We start from the raw sequence: 18062 nt of genomic DNA on the forward strand, positions 1-18062 counted from the left end.
GCATGAACTGGAGTGATTTTGGAGAACGGAATAAACGGCTGAACCCCTTATGGACTCTGGGGGCAGGCATGAATCTCGGCGAGCTGCAGCCCTATAAGGAGATGATAGCGCTCAGCGTGCTGCTTCAGGTCTACTATCTGGAGCTGGAATCCAATGAGCAGAGGTCCAGGGAGGATATTGTGGAGCTGGCCTGGAGTTCACTGGAACGGTTCAGTATTACGAAGCTGGGCACCGCCGAATCCGTGGAGCGGCTGGTGGACGGCCTGCTGTGGAGCGGGAGCGGCGGGGATTTTGAAGCCTACTATTATGATGATCTGGCCCGGCAGATGGCCGTGCAGAAATACAAATATTTTACGGTGGACGAGGATGCTACACGGACCAGCTGGGAAGAGAGCGGCAAAACCGTTTACCGGCTGTCGGAATATGCCATGGAGCTGATCTTCATGAGCCACGAGATTATTGAAGAATTTCAGATCAGCATCAAGCTGCTGGAAATTCAGATGCACATCAAGCATGGACGGGTCACACGCGCAATGCAGGATGTGGGCGAGCTGATCTCACGGGTGCGGAAGATGACGCAGCAGCAGCAGGAATACCGCAATGCGCTGCGCCGCAATCCCAAGCATATGTTCAGTGAATACGGTGTGCTGCGGCATCGGCGGCTGGAGGAAATTCACCTGCAGTTTGACGAAGAGCGCAGGCATTTTGACAACATCCACCGTTCGCTGGCCCGGCTCGCCAATGATGAGAAGGATGTTATCGACTTCAATGAGCTGCGCCAGCTCTCGGAGAGGGTCGAACTGTCCAGACGGGTGCATGATGAGCTGGCTGAGGTGGTGCTGAGCATCTTTGAAGCGGAGACGAATCTGCGGCTGAATTTCCCTGAGCTATTCTGGGGAGCCGGGGGCTTTAATTTCCGCACCCATATCTGGGAGGAATGGGTGAAGTCCGAAGGGCTGCCGGATGCGGACAGCCTGGACCTGCTGATCGGAGGGCTGTTCACGCCCAGCCAGGATTTTATCTACCCGCTGGCCTGGGCATGGGAGGAGCAGGAGGTCGGCTTTTTGCCCGAAGATGTATTAGACGAGCCGGATGAAGCCGGTGAAGAAGAGAGCATCCCTTATACACCCAAGTCTATCCCCTGGCCAAGCGTTTCCGAGCTGTGGCTGCCCGTATTTAAAGGACTGGCGGAAGAAGGAAGCTTTACCTTTGCCGCAGAAGCATTTACGGAAGAGGAACAGCGCAAATGGTCAGATACTCCGGATGCGGTTGATCTGTGGGCGCAGTTTTTCCACACGGAAATTACTGTCCAGGCTCAGGATGCGGACAGCCAAGGCGGGGCGGCTGATGAGTGCCAGAAATTAATCCGGCATCTGCTGGCGGCAAATCCGGAGCTGGAGGTTCTCCGCGGCAAGGTGCTGCGGACAACGATTCAGGGCAGCCATCGCCCAAGCGTCACCTGGCCCGGTCTGGAAATGAGTCCTTATACCATAACTATCATAGAGAGGTGAGATGATTCGGCATGAACTATTCGTTAGAACAATTACAGCAGGCTTCGCGGCTGTTTTTTGACCTGCTGCGCCGGAAGGTGATTTCGCTGGATGATCCCGCAGCCGCTGAATGTCTTCAGGACAACGGGGCTTATGACGCCCTGCAGTACATGGCCAAAGAAGGAGGCTGCCGGATTATGAATTCCGGACACCGCCTGCACCTGCTGGTCAATCCGCTGGGCTCGGGTTTTGCCAGCAACTTCACCCAATTACGGAACAAATATTCACGGATTGAGCGTAAAACCCATTTACATATCATCAATATTATTATTCTGGTGTTCCTGGCGGAGATGGACCAGGATGAGCATCATTTCAAGCCGGGGCAGGACAGCATGTCCTATATTCAAATCTCAGATCAGGTATCCTCATTGTTTCAGGCATGGATGGAAATGGACAGCGAAGGCGGATTCAGCAGGCAGTGGCGCCTGGATATCCAGGCGATGCACAAGGTCTGGACAAGCCTCTACATGCAGACCAAAAGCCAGGAGGAAGCTGATTCTCTTAGCAGAGGAGCCGGTTCCCGGATCGGATTGATTCATGAGGGCATGAAGCTGCTGGAGGAGGAGCATCTGGTCTTCATCTCGGAGAACGAGAAGCGGATTTTCCCGCGTGAAGAATTATATGAAAGAATGCGTTATCTGTACCATGATGTTGACCGTTATAAGGAACTGAAGGCACTGATCGGGCGCACCTTGACGGAGAAGGAGGGGGAAGCCCATGCCGCGTATTGAGCGAATCCGGATTACCGGACTGAAATATGAAAAGATGCTCAAAAAGTATGACGATATGGTTCTGGACCTCAGCAATGAGGAAGGGCCGGCCAACACGCTGATTACCCTGATGAACGGCGGGGGCAAGGGTGTGCTGCTGCAATCGATTTTCCAGCTGTTGATTCCGAAAGCAGCCTGGGGTAAGGATAATGAGAACCAGGTTGAGGCTTTTTTCCATAATCACAAAAAACAGCTCAAGCCCTACACCTTCCACGTAGCCATTGAATGGCGCCTGGATAACAGCGACCGCAATGAGTACATGACCACCGGCATCGCGATGACGGCCCACAGCTCTGTGGACCAGCTGGAGATTAAGGTTGATTATCTGCTCTATGCCCTGCTGGACTATGAGGAACATGCTGAGCTTACACTTTCCACATTGCCGCTCTATGACACCGATGCCGGGGGTCCCGTGAGTTTCGAGAGCATTCAACAGTTCGTGCGGGACCACCGGGGGAAATGGCTTCCTTTGGAAGCCACAGCTCGGATCTGAAAAAATACTATAATTTCCTGGCAGAACGGGATATCCATATCGGCGAGTGGCGCAACATGCGGCGGATTAACGGTGAAGAGGGCGGGATTAAGGGCTATTTCCAGAAAAATGATGCCTTTACGAACCAGAATCTGTTCGAAAAGCTTATTATTCCCGAAATCGGCACCAGCTTGAACGAAGGCCTGCCTGAGCAGGAAGGCTCTCTCCAAAAAATGTTCATGGATGCGGCGATCGTTGCGCAGAGACTGCCGATGCTGGAACAGCGCGAGAAGGCTTTTGCCGAGTTTACCGGGCTGGCAGCGCCGCTGCATGAGCTGGTGAAGCAGGGGACGGAAGCTGACCTGCACTACCGCGAAACAGAGCTGCTGGGACGGCAAATGTACACCGTGATCCATGATGAGCTGAAGACAGCCGAAGAGGGGCGCCGCAAAAAAGCGGACGAGCTGGTACAGCTCCATCAGGAGTCGCGGCAGCTGCGTTTTGAAGCGGATAACCTGAATTACCTGCGCAGCAAAGCGGAGGCCGACCGGAAGCAGGAGGATTTCCAAAAGATAAGCGATAATCAAATCCGTGCCCGCCAGCGTCTGGAAGATTCGAAAGCGAAGGAAAAGGAGCTGGAGACCGCCCATTATCTGGCCCGGCGGAAGCTTCAGCTCCGCCAGATGGAGCAGTGGCAGAAGGAAATTGAAGCCATCGAAGGGTCGCTTGAAATGAAGGAGCGCCAAGAGGTGGTCCAAGCCGCAAAAGAAGAGCTGCGCCAGCAGTGGGAGCAAGTGTACAAGCTGTGGCAGGGGCGGATTTCGGCGTTCAGCCGCCGCCAGCAATCCTTAAGCGCAGAAGAAGCTGCCCGCCGGAAGGAACGGGAAAGCTGTCTGCTGGAGCTGGGCGGCCTGGACAGCCGGATTCACGAGCTGACCGCCTCCATCCGCCAATACACGGAGGCGCTCGGGGTGTTCGCCGCCCGCCATGGGCAGGAAGCTGCCCATTCCCCGGCTGCATCGCTTCAGCGGGCCATCGCTGCGGCCAGAGGCTTTGCCGAGAATATCGCTGGGCTGAATGAACGGCGCAAGGCTGCGGATGAAGACCGCTTCAAGCTGCATACGAAGCATACCCAGGTCAACGGGAAGCTCCTTGCCCATGAGCAGCAGGAGGGGGAGCTGCAGGAACAGCTGGATATTCAGCTGAACCGGGAATCGCAGCTCTGGTCACAGCTGGTCGTGCTGCTGGAGCTGTACGAAGAGCATAACAGGCTGGGCGCGACAGGCTTGTTCGAAGCGAAGGCTGCTGTGCAGGAGCGCTTCATCCGCAGGCTGGACGAAGCCGAGGCGCAGACCAAACGGCTCCGAAGAGATTATTATCATCAATTGCTGGATGTTGAGCTGCAGCATGAAGCCTACTGGCTGCCGAACAGCGATCTGCTGACGGTGAAGGACAGGCTCGATGCGCTGAAGATCAGCTCGACGCTGGGCAGCGCCTTCCTGAACGATCAGCCTTATCTGATCCGTGAGGAAGAGCTGGACCGGCATCCGCAGCTGCCTTACGGTCTCATTGTTACTGAACGAGAGGCTGCCAAGCTGCAGCCGGGAATGCTGAAGGATCTGCTGCTCAAATCAGCAGTCCCGGTCTTCATCCGCGAGCAGATGGCGCAGCCTGCGGAGCAGCCCTTCCTGCTGCTGGGCGGACAAGGCCCGCAGATGGTGCTGCAGCCGGACCGTTTTCTGGAGTGGAAGCAGGGAATCTCTGCAAGACTCAAGGATCAGGAAGTAGAGCTGCAGGATGCGGAGGGATATCTGGCGAAACTAAAGTCCGCAAGGCAGGAGTACGAGCGGTTGTTCCAAAGTGAGCATTCGGTTAGCCTCAAGGGCAAGCTGAAAGCTCTGAACGGCTTGCAGAATGAGCTGCGCATAAGTCTGGGCGAACTGAATACCGAAATTAGCGAAAATGCAGCTGCAATTGGTGTGATTGTGCGGGAAATCTCCGAATGCGAAGCCGGTAAAGCGGAAACAGAGGAGAAAGCGGCAGCGCTGCGTGAATGGAACGAACGGACCCATAAACAGGAACAGGACTATAAAGACAAGCAGAAGGCAGTTGACCGCAGAAGCGAGCTGAACAAAGAAATAACAGGCAAGGAACAGCAGCTGGCACAGCTAAAGGCCGAGCTGGACAGTACTTCCCTGGAACGGGAAAAGTGGGTTGGAGATACCCGGTATTCATTGTTCCCAAGGCTGCAAACCTGGTTCCCTGAGCTTGTCTATCCGGCCGGACTACAGGCTTCTTCGACCGGACATGCAGAGGATCAGCCGGAGTTCACCCTGGATGCTTCCATTCAGGACAAACTGCTTCAGACCCTAAGTACTCTGGAGAGCCTTCAGCAATCCCTGAGCCGCAATGAGCTGGAAATCCGCACAAGGGCCGCACAGATCAAAGCAGCGGCTGAACAGCTGGCTGAGCTTGAAGCAGCCGTCCAGCAGATTGAAGCGGATTGGCGCAATGTGCCGGAGCCAAGCGATACGCCTGACGCGATCATGGCAGCCAGAACACGGCAGAAGAGCGACACTGGAATGCTGGACGAGGACTACCAGCTTGTCCGCGATTCTTTCGTCCGCTGTCAGACCGAGCTGGACCATCTGCAGAAGCAGCTGGCCAAAGCAGAGAAGGCGATCAAGGAAAAGCATGAGCGGGCTGTGGAGCTCTGGAATGAACCGCTGGACCGGAAAGAAGACGAGATCAGAGAACGGTCCCGTGAGAATGAGTATGCATTGAACAACTGCAAACAGACCCTGGCTTCACTGGATCAATGGCTTCAGACCCTTGCCAGCCAGAGCAAAGTCATGGAAACCCATGTGGAAGGGCGTCTGCAGCTGCGTGACATTCCTGAAGAAGTACAGCTGCACACAAGAGAGGACTGCGAGCAGGCGGTGGCTGAATGGCTGCTGCGCAGTAAGGAAAGCCGCAGTGAACGGAGCGAAATTTCACGGAAAATCAAGGAAGAGAAAACCTCACTCAGCGGCAAGATTGCCAAAAGCGGCTGGAATGCCGAGCTGGAAACCAAGATCCAGGAACGTCTGAACACCGTGCATTGGGAAGATTTCTCCATTGCGCTGCAGGTGCTGGACTCGATGCTCCAGAGCTCGCAGGATCAGATTGAGAGCATCCGCAGCGATAAGGAAGGCATGGAGCTGTCCCGCAAAATGTGGGTTGGCCGGGCTGCGAAGCGGGTAGTACAGATCGTTGACATTTTGAAGCGCATGGAACGCCGGATGATCATCCACAACGAGAACGGCCATGCGTTCCCGCTGGTGCGTTTGAATTATAAAAACATCAATGTGCCCAAGACAACCGAAGATATCGAACCGCTGGTGAGCGATTACTTCAACCGCTGCATCAGCAGCCTGCTGGAGAAATTTCCGAAGATCGAACAGGTACCGGCAGCGGCGGTCAAGGATCTGATCAGCGACGGCAAGATTGTCTACGCCGCCCTGCAGAACCGCTTCCCGGTCTTGCAGGTCTATAAGCCGGTGACGGAGAATTATTTCCTCTATGCGGCTCCGGAGGAGTATCACTACTCTGATTGGGAAGTCATCAACCGGGGAGCATTGGATGAAGCGGTCGGCAGCGGCGGGCAGCGCCAGTCGGTCCAGCTGCTGGTGGCGATGATGATCATGACCCATAAACGGGTCAACCGCGAGAATAAAGGCTGGACGGTCTTTTTATATGACAATCCGTTTGGTGAAATGGTATCTAATAACGTGCTTGATCCGGTATTCGAAATCTCCAAGGCACTGCGCTTCCAGTGGCTGATCGTTACTCCGCCGGAGCTGGTGAAAAATGATGTCAGCGTCCGCTTCGGCGTCTACTGGCAGCTTTATTTTGGCGGTGAAAAGGGCGACATGCTGGAATCCACGCTCATAAAAGGCGGACGCAAGCTGATTCCGGCCTCATTGTTCTGATTATCGAATCCTATGATTGCAACCGATATAGAAGTTAGTCTCTATGTCAAGCCTGGGGGTACGTATGAAAAAAACTTTTAAATTGGCACTTATCGCCATGCTGCTCAGTGTACTGCTGCTGCCGTCGCTCAGCTTGGCCAAACCCGCCGTTCCCAAACATACCGCTTCGTTTTATGTGAATGATTTTGCCAATGTGATTGACACGAAAACCGAGAATTATATGGTCAACTATGGTGTGCGTCTGCATCAGAAGGATGGCGCGCAGGTCGTGCTGGTCACTGTGGATTCCACGAATGGCGTTTCGATGGAGGAGTACGCAACTGCGCTTTTCAATTCCTGGGGTGTAGGATCGGCGGACAAAAATAATGGTGTACTGCTGCTGATGTCCATCAAAGATGATGACTATTGGGCAGTTCCCGGCAAGGGCCTGGAGTCTACTCTGACCGGCAGCAAGATCTCGAAGATTCTCTCTGCGTCGCTGGAGCCGGATTTCGCCAAAAAGGATTACAGCGCCGGGGCCCGCAAAACTTATGGCGCATTGGTTCAAAGCCTGGGCGGGACCTACACTGAGACTGCAGGCTCCAAAAATTATGTCGCCGATAATGCCGGGGTCCTTCCAAAGGTTTCAAAAGATTATTTGAATCAATCCGGCAACCGGTATCAGCCTACGACCCGAAGCGGGGTGTACATTGTAACGGTGAAAAATTCCGGCAATCAAAACCTGGAGGAATACACGTATGCCAAATTCGCTTCAGCGGGAGCAGGTCCAAATGATGTGATGCTGGTGCTGGATATCGGCGGTGACAACTATCATGCGCTGCAGGGAAAAAGTATCGACGGCATACTCACTAATGACGTGGTCAGCAGGATTCTGACTACCGAACTCGAACCGCAATTTGCCAAAAAGAACTATGCAGCCGGTGCAACAGCCGCGGCTAATGCATTTTACAGCTTTTTTCTGGCCCGGGCAGATCATGTGCAGGAGACTGCGGCCGCAGCGGCCAAGCCCGGCAGTCCCGCAGCTACAGCCGGACAAGCGGTGAAGACTGCTTCAAGTCCGGTTAAGGTTGAAGAATTAAAACCGATGTCCGTATCCAAAGCATTTACGATCATGGGTATATTTTTGATCATCATTCTTCTGATCAGTGTTGCTGCCTCACTGCGCAACCGGCATATTGCCCTTTTTGGCATTCCGGTGAACCCGCGCAGCCCGCGGAACGTCCGGCGTTACGGCACCTGGTACGGCCAGCCGGGCTACGGAGCGGGGAGCCGGTGGTACAACCGCCAGCACCGCCGCCGCAGACGGCCGGTGCCTCATCACTCCGGGAGCAGCTTCTGGGGAAGCAGCCCGGAGGACAGCAGCTACACCAACCATGGAGGTGGAGGCTTTTCCAGTGGCGGTGGAGCCGGGCGTTATTCATCCAGTACGGATGACGAGGATGACAATCACGGTGGCGGTGGTTCCAGCTACGGTGGCGGAGCGGGCCGCTATTCGTCGGACGACGACGATAACGACAGCGGCTCCTCCGGTGGAGGCGGCAGCGCAAGCAGCGGCGGCGGTGTGGGACGGCAGCATTAGAACATAGTTATGGATTAGAGGACAGGGGAGCTGCTACGAGGCGCTCCTTTTTTCGTTTTAGAAATCTATTGCACTTCCTGCAGTAGATAGTTTTCTTTGTCATCCCGGCTGTAAAAATCGCTATAGATTTTACATCTTCTATAGGATCGATTTTTTACAGAGGGGGGACTCAGCTTGCAGACCCAAGCAACCGCGACCAAGGAAAAAGAGAACACTTCGGGCAGCCACAAACCTTACAGCAATCCACTGACGTTCGTACGGCCAGCCGCAACAAAGCTACCGGACCCGGTAGAGATTATCCGGCGTGTCCGTCATAATCCGGCTTCTTTGAGCCGGGAAGACAAGCTGGCGCTCCAGCGTACCTTAGGCAACCGTGCCGTGGTTCAATTGTTATCCAGCCTGAAGGATGGGCCTAAGGATGAGAAAAAAACAGATAACTCAGCAGAGGCGTCAAAGGGCGGACAAGGACAGGGAAGCCCGGAAAATACTCCGGCTGAGCGGGAGCCTGCTTTTACGGAACCGGCACAAGCAAAGCTAAAACCGCTTAGCGCTCAGACTGAACCGAAGGCGCAGCAGAATGAAAAGCCCCGCAATATAACAAAGGTTAGCTCTGCACTCAAAGAGCAGAGTAAACCTTTGGCGAAAAGTTCACCTTCGGGCGCTAAAGCGGGTAAAGGAAAAGCAGATGAAGAGCGGCCGGACGAAAAAGAGAAAGCAGCAGCCCCTCAGGCTACAGAAACTGGGAAAGCGCAAGCGGCCGAAGCCCAAGATGCGAAGAATGTGAACGAAGGTAAAGAGTCCAAGGGAGAAAAGGAAGCAAAGTCAGAAAAAAAATCCAAGGCGGAGGATTCCAAAGGGGAATCCGCACAGAAGGGAGCACCGAAGGAACCATCCTTGGGTGAGGCCTTGGGCGCGTTGGCGGGAGAGGGGAAGGAAGAGCCGGCCAAGGCTAAGAAGGTGAACATCCACGGGGAAGATCCGGGGCAAATTCTCGATCAGCTGACCCATGTTCAGCCCACAGAGCTCGGGGATGCCTATGCCCAGGCTGTGGATGTATCCGCAGGCGCATTAGCGAAGCAGAAGCAGAAGACCCGGCAGGGGCTGCCGGTGATTCCGACCCCTACGGGACTCAAGGGAAAAGTGCTGCAAGCCCGGAGAAAAATAGCGCCGCTGAAACATGACGTTCCGGACGGCTATAAGAGCGAACGGTCTGGCGGAAGCGCGCAACCAGGAAATCTTGGGCGAATGGACATCGGGTCTTCAGGATCAGGCGGGAATCCGGAAGCCATGTTGGGCGAAATCCGTTCTGCTGCAGCGGTGCCGCCGGAAATCAGCCTGACAGGCGAGGCGGACCCGTCCCAGCTTGAAGGCTTCAGCCAGGAGGCCTCCCAGCAGGTAGGAGCAGCCAAGCGGGCGGAGATGGGCCAGATTAGCCACCCGTTTGGTGAAAATGACATCTATCCCGAGCCGGACGGCTCCACCCTGAAAGCCGCAGAGCTGCAAGGAGGCCATGCCCCGGGAGCCAAAAGCTGCCTGTGCTGGGAGTGCCTGCGGACATGACTGCCGGGCTGAATCACAGCCTTGCTCCGGAAATGAAGAAGCAGCTGGGGGCCAAGCAGGCTGAATACGGCAAGGAGAAAGCAGCGTTCGACAGCAAGGTGCAGCGCTCCAAAGCAGACAGCCACGCGCAAATCCAGCAGGCGGAGACCGAGGCCAAGGACAAGCAGCTTAGCCAGCAGGCCGGGGCAAAGGCGGAAGTGGATCATCTGCGCGGCGAATGGAAAAACGAGCTGGATGCGGCCGAAGCCGACTATGCCGGTCAGGCTGGAGCCGCAGCGCAGCAGAAAAAAGGCGAGATCAACAGCGTCCGGGCGGAAAAAGAGCGCGAAGCGCAGAAAAAGCAGTCCGAAGCTGAACGGGAAGCCACCCAGGCCTACAGCAAAGCCAAGAAGGAAGCCGACGGAAAACACGAGGAAGAAAAAGCGAAGGAAGAGAAGAAGGGCGGCTTCCTCGGCTGGGTCAAAGACAAGCTCGAAGCAGTGGTCGAAGTGGTTAAAAAGGCAGTTACCTTTATTTTCGAAGGCCTCCGGAAAGCGGTTAAGTTTATTTTTGACAAAGCCAAGCAAGCCGTGCTGGGCATTATTGAACTGGGCCGCAAGCTGATCACCACGCTGATTAAAGGCCTGGGAACGCTGCTCAAAAAGCTGGTTTCGGTTGTTTTTGCCAAATTCCCTGGCATCGCCGCCAAAATATGCAGCAAAATTGACGGAGTCGTCAACAATGCGGTAAAGGCTGTCAACCAGCTGGCGCAGAAGCTCAAAACCAAAGTCACACAGGTTATGGATTTCCTGGCCGCCAAGGTGGATCAGGCGCTGGCTGCGGTGCAGAACTTCTACACCAAGCTGATCTCAACGTTAGGCCATCTTCTCATTGCTACCTTTCTGGATGTACTGTCACGGATTGGGGCGCTCGGCAAGGCGGCCAAGCGTTCGCTCAGCCATTTGGAAGGCAAGATGTGGGAGTATTTGCTGGGTGTGGACATCTCCAAGCCTATGGGGGCAGGAGCGGCCGAAGGCGGCGCCGGGCCACAGGCACAGGAGGAAGGTCAGGCTGCGGACGAGAAGCTTACGGCAGATGACATCGAAATGGAGTCGGTTGAAGAAGGAGAGCTGGACCCGGCGCTGGTGCAGGAAGCGAACCTTAAGGACGGGGAAACGAAGCAGCTTCCAGGCAGCAGCAAGCCGGCTACGATGGACAGCATTATGGCGGATTTTGATACCGGAAAAGCGGAGCAAAGCGTTGGCGGCAAGATCGCCGACGGCGCGAAGCTTCGTGCCAGCAATGCGAAAATGTTGTTTGACCAGATGAAATCGTATGTAATAAAATGGATGAAGAGTAATGGATTGAAGCTTTTGGCGGCCATCGCGGGGATATTGGCTGGCGTCGTCGCTGCCGAGATTATCACAGGCGGGGCAATCACTGCCGCCCTTCCGATGATTATGAACCTGATCACCCTGTACCTGCAGGCAGATGCGATCAAATCCGTCGCCCAGACCCTGGTCCAAGCCTCTGGTTATATTGGCACCTACCTGAGCCAGGGCTGGCAGAAGATGATCGAGCCTGCGGCCATCGCGCTCGCCACCGCACTTGCCATGGGACTGGTTGAGCTGGCGATGGAGCTCGGGTTCAAGGCGATTGGCAAAGGGCTGAACAAAGCCGGAAAAGCCGTAAAAAACAGCATCGGAGCCGCCGGTGCGGGAGTGAAGAAGGCAGCGGGCGCAGGGGTAAAGGGCATCAAGAGCCTGCTGAAATCCGGAGCCAAGCTTGCCTCTAAGAGCGGCAGCATGATCATCCGGGGCGGCAAAATCGTGATCAAGAGCCTGCAGAAAGGGCTCATGAAGGGGGCCAAAAAGCTCAGAGTCCTGCTGGACCGGGTTCTGCAGAGGTTTAAGTTTAAGAAGTTTAAGCTGGAGCGTAAGGGAGATCACGTTCTTCTCTACGGGGAAGTTAATCCTTGGGTTTTACTGGCTAATGGGCGAATAAAAAAAGTAGACGATCTTGAAGGTAAAAAGGCTGGAATTAGTACTCAGGCTGAATATGACAAAATTAAGAGTCTGAAGCCTTCTGAGAGAAGAGAAGTCTATGATAATGCAGTAGCTAAAGAAGACGGGAAGATTGATTTTGATAGTATAAAGGAACCACACCAGAAGTTCACAAAAGAACAACTTGCAACTAAACCAAAAAATTCACGTGATCCAAAAAAATGGCAAGATGCTGGAGGAAGCATCACAGTTGATGAGAATGGAGTATGGACTTATATTAATAGTGAAGGGGTAGCTGTACGTTATCCTGGAGGTTACCCAGACTTTACACCGTATTCACACCCCACTGTAGAACCAGTTAAAATTAAAATCGCAAGTCCAACAAATCGACCAGCTGATTATAGAGCAGCCAATTTAGAAGCCGGATTAAGCAAAAATTCAAATCCACCGATCCCTGCGCTAGATGAACCGCCTAAAGGATATGTGTGGCACCATGTTGAAGATGGAGAAACAATGATCTTAATTGATGAAAGAGTCCACCAAGAGTTTACTCACAGTGGAGGAATTTCCAAAGTTAATGGCAAAAATAGCGGGAATAGATAGGAGAATGCAGTTATGACACGATTTACTGAAACAAATGGACCTCTTTCTATGGAACAAATTGAAAAATTTGAGTCAAAGCATGGAATTAGTCTCTCGGAACAGTATAAAGGTTTTTTGCAAGAATTTAACGGGGGGCGTCCGGTCCCAAAAATGTTCAAAATTTCTGATGAACAAGGACCAGATATCGTGAGACTGTTTTTTGGTATTGGGGATATGTACGGCAATTTAGATGAAAATATAAAAATTTATGAAGACAGATTGCCTATAGGATTTGTCCCAATTGGAAACGACCCTGGAGGGAATGTAATCTGTATAGGAACGGATGAAGAGTTTGCTGGTAAAATTTATTTCTGGGATCACGAGGAAGAACCAGAAGATCCTGATGACATGAGTAATGTGTACTTACTTGCAAATTCGTTTAGTGATTTTCTTGAGCAAATGTATGAAAACCCCGATGAATAGAGAGTTATACTTATACTGAAGTAGAACCTAGAAATTATTACCACAGCTATTTTAATAGGGCTGATTGTGGTCAGACGACGCCATAATCAGCCTTTTTTTCTGGTTTTCCAAACTTTCCCCCCTTTCTCAAGAATGAGCATAAAGTAGATCATGCACAAAGAGCAGATATTTATAAAAATGCAGTTCCTAATGACGGTAAGTTAGATTCAGGTAGTATAAAGAAACTAGAAACACTTATACTCGGTTGAATTTAGTGGCACAACAAAGGTTGATGGGCAAGTCAAAGACATTATTATGGCAACTAAGTAAGACGATTTTTTACTTTGGAGGGATACAAATTGAATTATGAAAATTTAAGTAGTTTAATTCAAGAGAATTCTGACGAGAGCGATTTTACAAGTGGAATTACTGCAGAAGAAGTGATAAGAATTGAATCCGCCTTAAATGTTGAATTCCCACAAAGTTACAAATGGTTCTTGGAAAACTATGGTTCGGGCGGGCTGTTTGGCGTAGATATACTCGGTTATGGTAAATCTAGTCCTTCTGTTGTTTCAAAAACAGAAAAACTTCGAAATCTTGGAATGCCGTATGGCTACATTGTCATTGAGGATTGTAAAGAGTTTTTTTATTGTCTTGATACTACTGATATTTCGAAGGGGGAGTGTTCTGTAATATCTTGGGATAGAATATCAGGGTTTAATGGAAAACGTGCCGATAATTTTTATGAGTTCTTGTTCGAAAGACTTAGTGACGCTAAAGAGAATTGGGAGGAAGACTAGCAGATTAATAACATGAAACTATTATTGGTAAAGCTACCCCGGTGCGTACACACAAGGGCGAAACAAAAAACCACCAGAAGGGATAAATTACACTGATGCAGTTCCGGATTTTTCAACTGTTTCTAAAGGAAAAGTAGAAATAGAAGGAATGTCAATTAATAGAGATGATAACTTCAGAAAAGCAGATGAATTGTTGGTAAAAGAATGGAATGTATCTTGGAAGGAAGTGAATTTGGGCACTTAGGGGGAGTTTCAGAAGTAAGTAAGCTCGAAAAAAAATTATTGGAGGGAGTGAACTAAGTGTCACAAATCGAACATCAAGTTTTTGGTCTACTGAATTATGACTATGGATGGAAAAAAAATATTGTAATAACAATGTTTGGACATGAAAAATTGTTGACACTTTCGATTGATGCTGATATTGATGCTGAGTTTGAAGATGCTCAAATAATTGCTTATAAATTTTTCTTTAGAAACATGAATGAATTATTAATGAATGCGGAGGATGAAATTTTAAAGTATTATTTAGAAGTTATTGAGGAATATAGAGAAAGACTTGGGGAAAAGTTTGCTGATAAAATGGCACCTGTCATCTCAAGTAAGGAAGAACTATCCAAGTTGATCGAGCCGAAGCGATTATTATTCCCAATGGTATTTGATGAAAGAGTTAGACAAGTTGGTTTATTACTTGAATGTACTTGGGAACCTGAGCATGGTCTTGCTGTAAAATTTGAAGATGAAAAAATAGTAGAAGTAGGGTATCAGGATATAGTTCTCTGAGGGTTCATAAAAAACGTAATAATTTTTAAAAAGAGGTCCATTGACTGAATAATCGACCATCGGAGCCGTTGGTTCGGGAGTTAAGAAGGCAGCGGGCGCGCTGGTGTAAAACCGGGAAAAAGAGGAGCTTTTCCACGCAAACCACCAACTCCAGAGGTTACTTGGCATCATGAACCTAATAGAGAAGGGATTCTACAATTAATACCGTTTGATCAGCATACAGCAAAAGGTGAAATACAATCTGTATTACATCCTAATGGAAAAGGAGGAATGGAGACTTTGGGGGGAGGAAGAAAAAGAAAAAAGTAATGAAATGTTTCTATAATTCAGCGCTCTTCTAGAAGAGTGCATTTAGGGGAGAACAAAATGGAGAAACTTATTACATTGAGAAAAATACTAAATAATATTGAACAATTCGAGTGGTCAGATGCATTATTTCTTCCAGCTGATGAAACGTGGGATTTAGATACAAAAGGTGCTATAATCGATCCAGATGATGTAGAGGATGACAGTGATGAAGTACCTGAATTTGCTAGGGAAAATAATTTAATGTACGCTTTAGACATTCAAACTGTAAAAGGAATAATTAAAAATGCTTTAGTACAAAAGGTTGAATGTACAGATGAAGATTTAATCGAGGCCTTTTTATATTATTATGATAATGACGCTTTTATAGTAACAAAATAAATAATAAATCGACTTTGGATATGATTAAGATATTATGCTTATGTGGAGTTCGACCTTGGTTGGCTATAGGCCTTCCAAGGTTTCTTTTTTGTCGGGGCTAATTAGTACAGATCCTGACCAACAACGATTATAAGTAAAACTCTATCAAAATTCCCTCCCCAGATGTAATCCCTCTTCCCAAAATAAGCTCGGTACTTCATACTAGCGGAGCAAAGCCTTGGCGGAAAAACGCCGACGGCACGAAGCTTTGTGCCAACAATGTGAAAATGGTGTTTGACCCGTTTAAATCGCATCTAATAAAATGGATGAAGAATAATGGTTGGAAGCTTTTAGCGGCCATCGCCGGGATATTGGTCGGCGTAGTCGCTGCTGAGATCATCACAAGCGTTGCAATCACTGCCGCCTTTCCGATGATTATTAATTCTATCACACCGTACCAGATAGCAGATGCGATCAAATCCGCCACCCCGTATCCGCCGCCCCGTATCCGCCGCCCCAGAACCTGTGGCATCCGCTTTTCAATGGATAGTATTCACCAACAGTTAAACAAACTGAAACCTTTAATCCCGCAATATCGTCTATGATGGGGTATATGAGCTTATGCCCATTTCCATTATCAGGCAGTAACAGGGAGGAAATCAAGCAGTGAACTCTTCATCATTACCGCAACGCTCTACGGTCCGCAAGAAGAAACCCGTGCGTAAACGCAAGAAAAAAAGCTTCTTCCGTACACTCTTCAGAGTCTTTTTATTCGGCATTTTTTTGCTTTTGGCCGCCGGGGGCTGGCTGTATTTTGCCCCGTCCGCCCAGAACACCCGTTATCTGATTGCAGATACGCTAATAACCACCCAGCACCGCTATATGGCGAAATATATTATTGGCGAAGAAGAACTGAAGGAACGTGTCACGGCATACAATCAGCGGTTTGAGCATATGGGAGACGAGAAGGACACCCACGTGATTAAAGAACCTGCAGCCGAAGAACAAAATAAACCGCTGGTTGAGGTAGAAAAGGTGTCAGGCAGCGGCTACACCGGATATGTTATGACGGTTAACGATCCGACCAAGGTCCGCCTGGGTGTGCCGAACAAGATCGGCTCAGGCGAAAAGGTGACCAGTATGGTGGCCCGCACAGGTGCAATTGCCGGCGTGAACGGCGGAGGGTTCGCCGATCCCAACTGGAAGGGCAACGGCTTCAAGCCGATTGGCCTGGTCATTTCGCAGGGCAAGCTGTTCTATAACGGCCTCGGCGGCAAAAAGTCTACACAAATTGTTGGCTTGGACAAGCAGGGGAAGATGATCGCCGGAAATTATACGCTGGATGAGCTGAGCAAGATGGGGGTACAGGAGGCAGTGACCTTTCAGCCCCGGATCATTGTCAATGGCAAAGGGCTGATCAAGAATGCCGCAGAAGGCTGGGGGATTGCGCCCCGGACCGCGATGGGGCAACGTGCCGACGGCGCACTGCTGTTCGTGGTCATTGACGGCAGACAGCCCGGATACAGCATTGGCGCGAACCTATATGATGTGCAGCAGATTATGCTGAAGCACGGAGCTGTTATTGCCGCTAACCTCGACGGCGGTTCATCTACGGTTCTGGTAAAGGACAATGAGATTGTGAACAAACCGTCCTCGCAATATGGCGAGCGCTATTTGCCCACCGCCTTCCTGGTGTTCGAGCATCCGGAACAGGCAAAGATCAGGAACATTTGGGAAGGGCTCGACCCGTCCAAGATCGATGCAGGTAAAAAGCGCAGCCAATAAGTACCCGCAGACTTTTCATACATCCGGCATGGATGGAACTATGAATCTATGCTACTATAAGCAGAAACTGAGGTGCCGTTCCTTCCGGGGAACGGTATCTGTTTTAAGCGGGAAGAGAAGGTTCAGCAACAACAGTTCTTGCAAAAGGGGGAACAGGTTTGACATTGCAGCAGCTCCGCTATGCCATTGAGATTGCGAACAGCGGCTCGATGAATGAAGCGGCCAAAAGGCTTTTTGTCTCCCAGCCAAGCCTCTCCAATGCCATCAAGGAGCTGGAGAATGAGCTGGGGATTACGATTTTTGAACGGAACAACCGGGGCATCAGCATTTCTGCCGAAGGGGTGGAATTTCTGGGGTATGCCCGGCAGATTATCGAACAGACCGAATTTATGGAGAACCGGTACACCGGGAAGAAGCGCAGCCCGATTTATTTTTCCGTGTCTACCCAGCATTATCCTTTTGTCGTGGATGCTTTTGTCAAGCTGATGAAAGAGAACAAGGTGACGGAATACAACTTCAGTCTGAGAGAGACGCAGACCTATGAGATTATCGAGGATGTGCGGACGCTCCGCAGTGATCTGGGGATTCTCTACATTAATGAGGGCAATTATAAGGTGATGAACAAGCTGTTCAGCGACGGGAACCTGAAATTCACTCCGCTCTTCAACACCAATCCGCATGTGTACGTGCGGGCAGGCCATATGCTTGCCGGCAAGGAATTGATTACGCTGGAGGATATTCTCTCATACCCTTACATTACCTTTGAACAAGGCGAGAATAACTCCCTGCATTTCTCCGAAGAGATGCTCAGCTTCACCCAGATTGAGAAAAATATCCAGGTGACAGACCGGGCCACGCTGACCCATCTGTTGCTGGGCAGTGATTCCTATACGGTAGGTACGGGAATTATGGATGCTGAGCTGAACGGTGACGGGCTGGTGACGATCCCTTTTGACAGTCCTGAAATGTTCACCGTCGGCTGGATCGCTCATAAGGACCGCAAGCCCGGCGAGATGATGTCCGCCTATATCGATATTCTGAACGACCTGGTCACCAGAAATAATTTTGACCTCAAATCTTTTTTACTCTAACCGCAGGAGGAA

14 protein-coding genes are annotated in these 18062 nt (G+C 50.8%); 13 read left to right on the top strand and 1 reads right to left on the bottom strand.

Annotated elements, in window-relative coordinates; all coding sequences use genetic code 11:
- The first annotated feature begins 2 nt into the window (after positions 1-2).
- The 11 genes from JI735_RS24280 to JI735_RS24330 all read left to right on the top strand — a co-directional run bounded on the left by JI735_RS24280 (position 3) and on the right by JI735_RS24330 (position 15195).
- Positions 3-1511 carry a hypothetical protein gene (locus JI735_RS24280; RefSeq protein WP_202676519.1) on the top strand — a complete coding sequence of 503 codons (1509 nt, stop codon included), beginning with the start codon at positions 3-5 and terminating at the stop codon, positions 1509-1511.
- Between the two features lie 11 nt (positions 1512-1522).
- Positions 1523-2281, top strand: coding sequence for a DUF6063 family protein (locus JI735_RS24285; RefSeq protein WP_039835635.1), 759 nt, complete (start codon positions 1523-1525; stop codon positions 2279-2281).
- The gene (locus tag JI735_RS24290) at positions 2268-2813 is read left to right on the top strand and encodes a hypothetical protein (RefSeq protein ID WP_202676520.1); all 546 of its coding nucleotides are present in this window, start codon (positions 2268-2270) and stop codon (positions 2811-2813) included. The genes JI735_RS24285 and JI735_RS24290 overlap by 14 nt, the downstream gene beginning before the upstream one ends.
- Positions 2780-6763, top strand: a complete 3984-nt coding sequence (locus JI735_RS24295) for a coiled-coil domain-containing protein (protein WP_202676521.1) — start codon at positions 2780-2782, stop codon at positions 6761-6763. Before JI735_RS24290 ends, JI735_RS24295 begins: the two co-directional genes overlap by 34 nt.
- Positions 6764-6827: 64 nt before the next feature.
- A complete protein-coding gene (locus tag JI735_RS24300; protein ID WP_202676522.1) occupies positions 6828-8342 on the top strand; it encodes a TPM domain-containing protein in 1515 nt (504 codons plus the stop codon).
- A 174-nt stretch (positions 8343-8516) separates the two neighbouring features.
- Positions 8517-9902, top strand: coding sequence for a hypothetical protein (locus tag JI735_RS24305; RefSeq protein ID WP_202676523.1), 1386 nt, complete (start codon positions 8517-8519; stop codon positions 9900-9902).
- Complete coding sequence (locus JI735_RS24310) at positions 9899-12487, top strand: HNH endonuclease (protein WP_202676524.1); 2589 nt, start codon at positions 9899-9901, stop codon at positions 12485-12487. Before JI735_RS24305 ends, JI735_RS24310 begins: the two co-directional genes overlap by 4 nt.
- A 12-nt stretch (positions 12488-12499) precedes the next feature.
- On the top strand, positions 12500-12949 hold the full coding sequence (locus JI735_RS24315; protein ID WP_039837812.1) for an SMI1/KNR4 family protein: 450 nt from the start codon (positions 12500-12502) through the stop codon (positions 12947-12949).
- A 338-nt stretch (positions 12950-13287) separates the two neighbouring features.
- Positions 13288-13728 carry an SMI1/KNR4 family protein gene (locus tag JI735_RS24320; RefSeq protein WP_202676525.1) on the top strand — a complete coding sequence of 147 codons (441 nt, stop codon included), beginning with the start codon at positions 13288-13290 and terminating at the stop codon, positions 13726-13728.
- A gap of 300 nt (positions 13729-14028) precedes the next feature.
- Positions 14029-14508, top strand: coding sequence for a DUF6985 domain-containing protein (locus JI735_RS24325; protein ID WP_039837810.1), 480 nt, complete (start codon positions 14029-14031; stop codon positions 14506-14508).
- Positions 14509-14874: 366 nt separating this feature from the next.
- Positions 14875-15195 carry a DUF7716 domain-containing protein gene (locus JI735_RS24330; RefSeq protein WP_039837809.1) on the top strand — a complete coding sequence of 107 codons (321 nt, stop codon included), beginning with the start codon at positions 14875-14877 and terminating at the stop codon, positions 15193-15195.
- A gap of 196 nt (positions 15196-15391) precedes the next feature.
- Here the strand turns inward: JI735_RS24330 and JI735_RS36270 are convergent, their stop codons facing one another.
- Complete coding sequence (locus tag JI735_RS36270; protein ID WP_233476042.1) at positions 15392-15661, bottom strand: hypothetical protein; 270 nt, start codon at positions 15659-15661, stop codon at positions 15392-15394.
- Positions 15662-15840: 179 nt separating this feature from the next.
- Between JI735_RS36270 and JI735_RS24340 the strand changes: the two genes are divergently transcribed.
- The gene (locus tag JI735_RS24340) at positions 15841-16959 is read left to right on the top strand and encodes a phosphodiester glycosidase family protein (RefSeq protein ID WP_039837803.1); all 1119 of its coding nucleotides are present in this window, start codon (positions 15841-15843) and stop codon (positions 16957-16959) included.
- Positions 16960-17117: 158 nt separating this feature from the next.
- Positions 17118-18050, top strand: a complete 933-nt coding sequence (locus tag JI735_RS24345) for a LysR family transcriptional regulator (RefSeq protein ID WP_039837802.1) — start codon at positions 17118-17120, stop codon at positions 18048-18050.
- Positions 18051-18062: the final 12 nt, after the last annotated feature.

Origin of the sequence: Paenibacillus sonchi, assembly GCF_016772475.1 — a bacterium.
In the GTDB taxonomy this organism is placed as follows: Bacteria; Bacillota; Bacilli; order Paenibacillales; family Paenibacillaceae; genus Paenibacillus_AQ; species Paenibacillus_AQ sonchi.

Coding starts and splice junctions, on each gene's coding strand:
- JI735_RS24330 (WP_039837809.1), top strand. CDS start 14,875: ATGGAGAAACTTATTACATTGAGAAAAATACTAAATAATATTGAACAA.
- JI735_RS24290 (WP_202676520.1), top strand. CDS start 2,268: ATGCCGCGTATTGAGCGAATCCGGATTACCGGACTGAAATATGAAAAG.
- JI735_RS24285 (WP_039835635.1), top strand. CDS start 1,523: ATGAACTATTCGTTAGAACAATTACAGCAGGCTTCGCGGCTGTTTTTT.
- JI735_RS24315 (WP_039837812.1), top strand. CDS start 12,500: ATGACACGATTTACTGAAACAAATGGACCTCTTTCTATGGAACAAATT.
- JI735_RS24300 (WP_202676522.1), top strand. CDS start 6,828: ATGAAAAAAACTTTTAAATTGGCACTTATCGCCATGCTGCTCAGTGTA.
- JI735_RS24310 (WP_202676524.1), top strand. CDS start 9,899: ATGACTGCCGGGCTGAATCACAGCCTTGCTCCGGAAATGAAGAAGCAG.
- JI735_RS24280 (WP_202676519.1), top strand. CDS start 3: ATGAACTGGAGTGATTTTGGAGAACGGAATAAACGGCTGAACCCCTTA.
- JI735_RS24295 (WP_202676521.1), top strand. CDS start 2,780: ATGGCTTCCTTTGGAAGCCACAGCTCGGATCTGAAAAAATACTATAAT.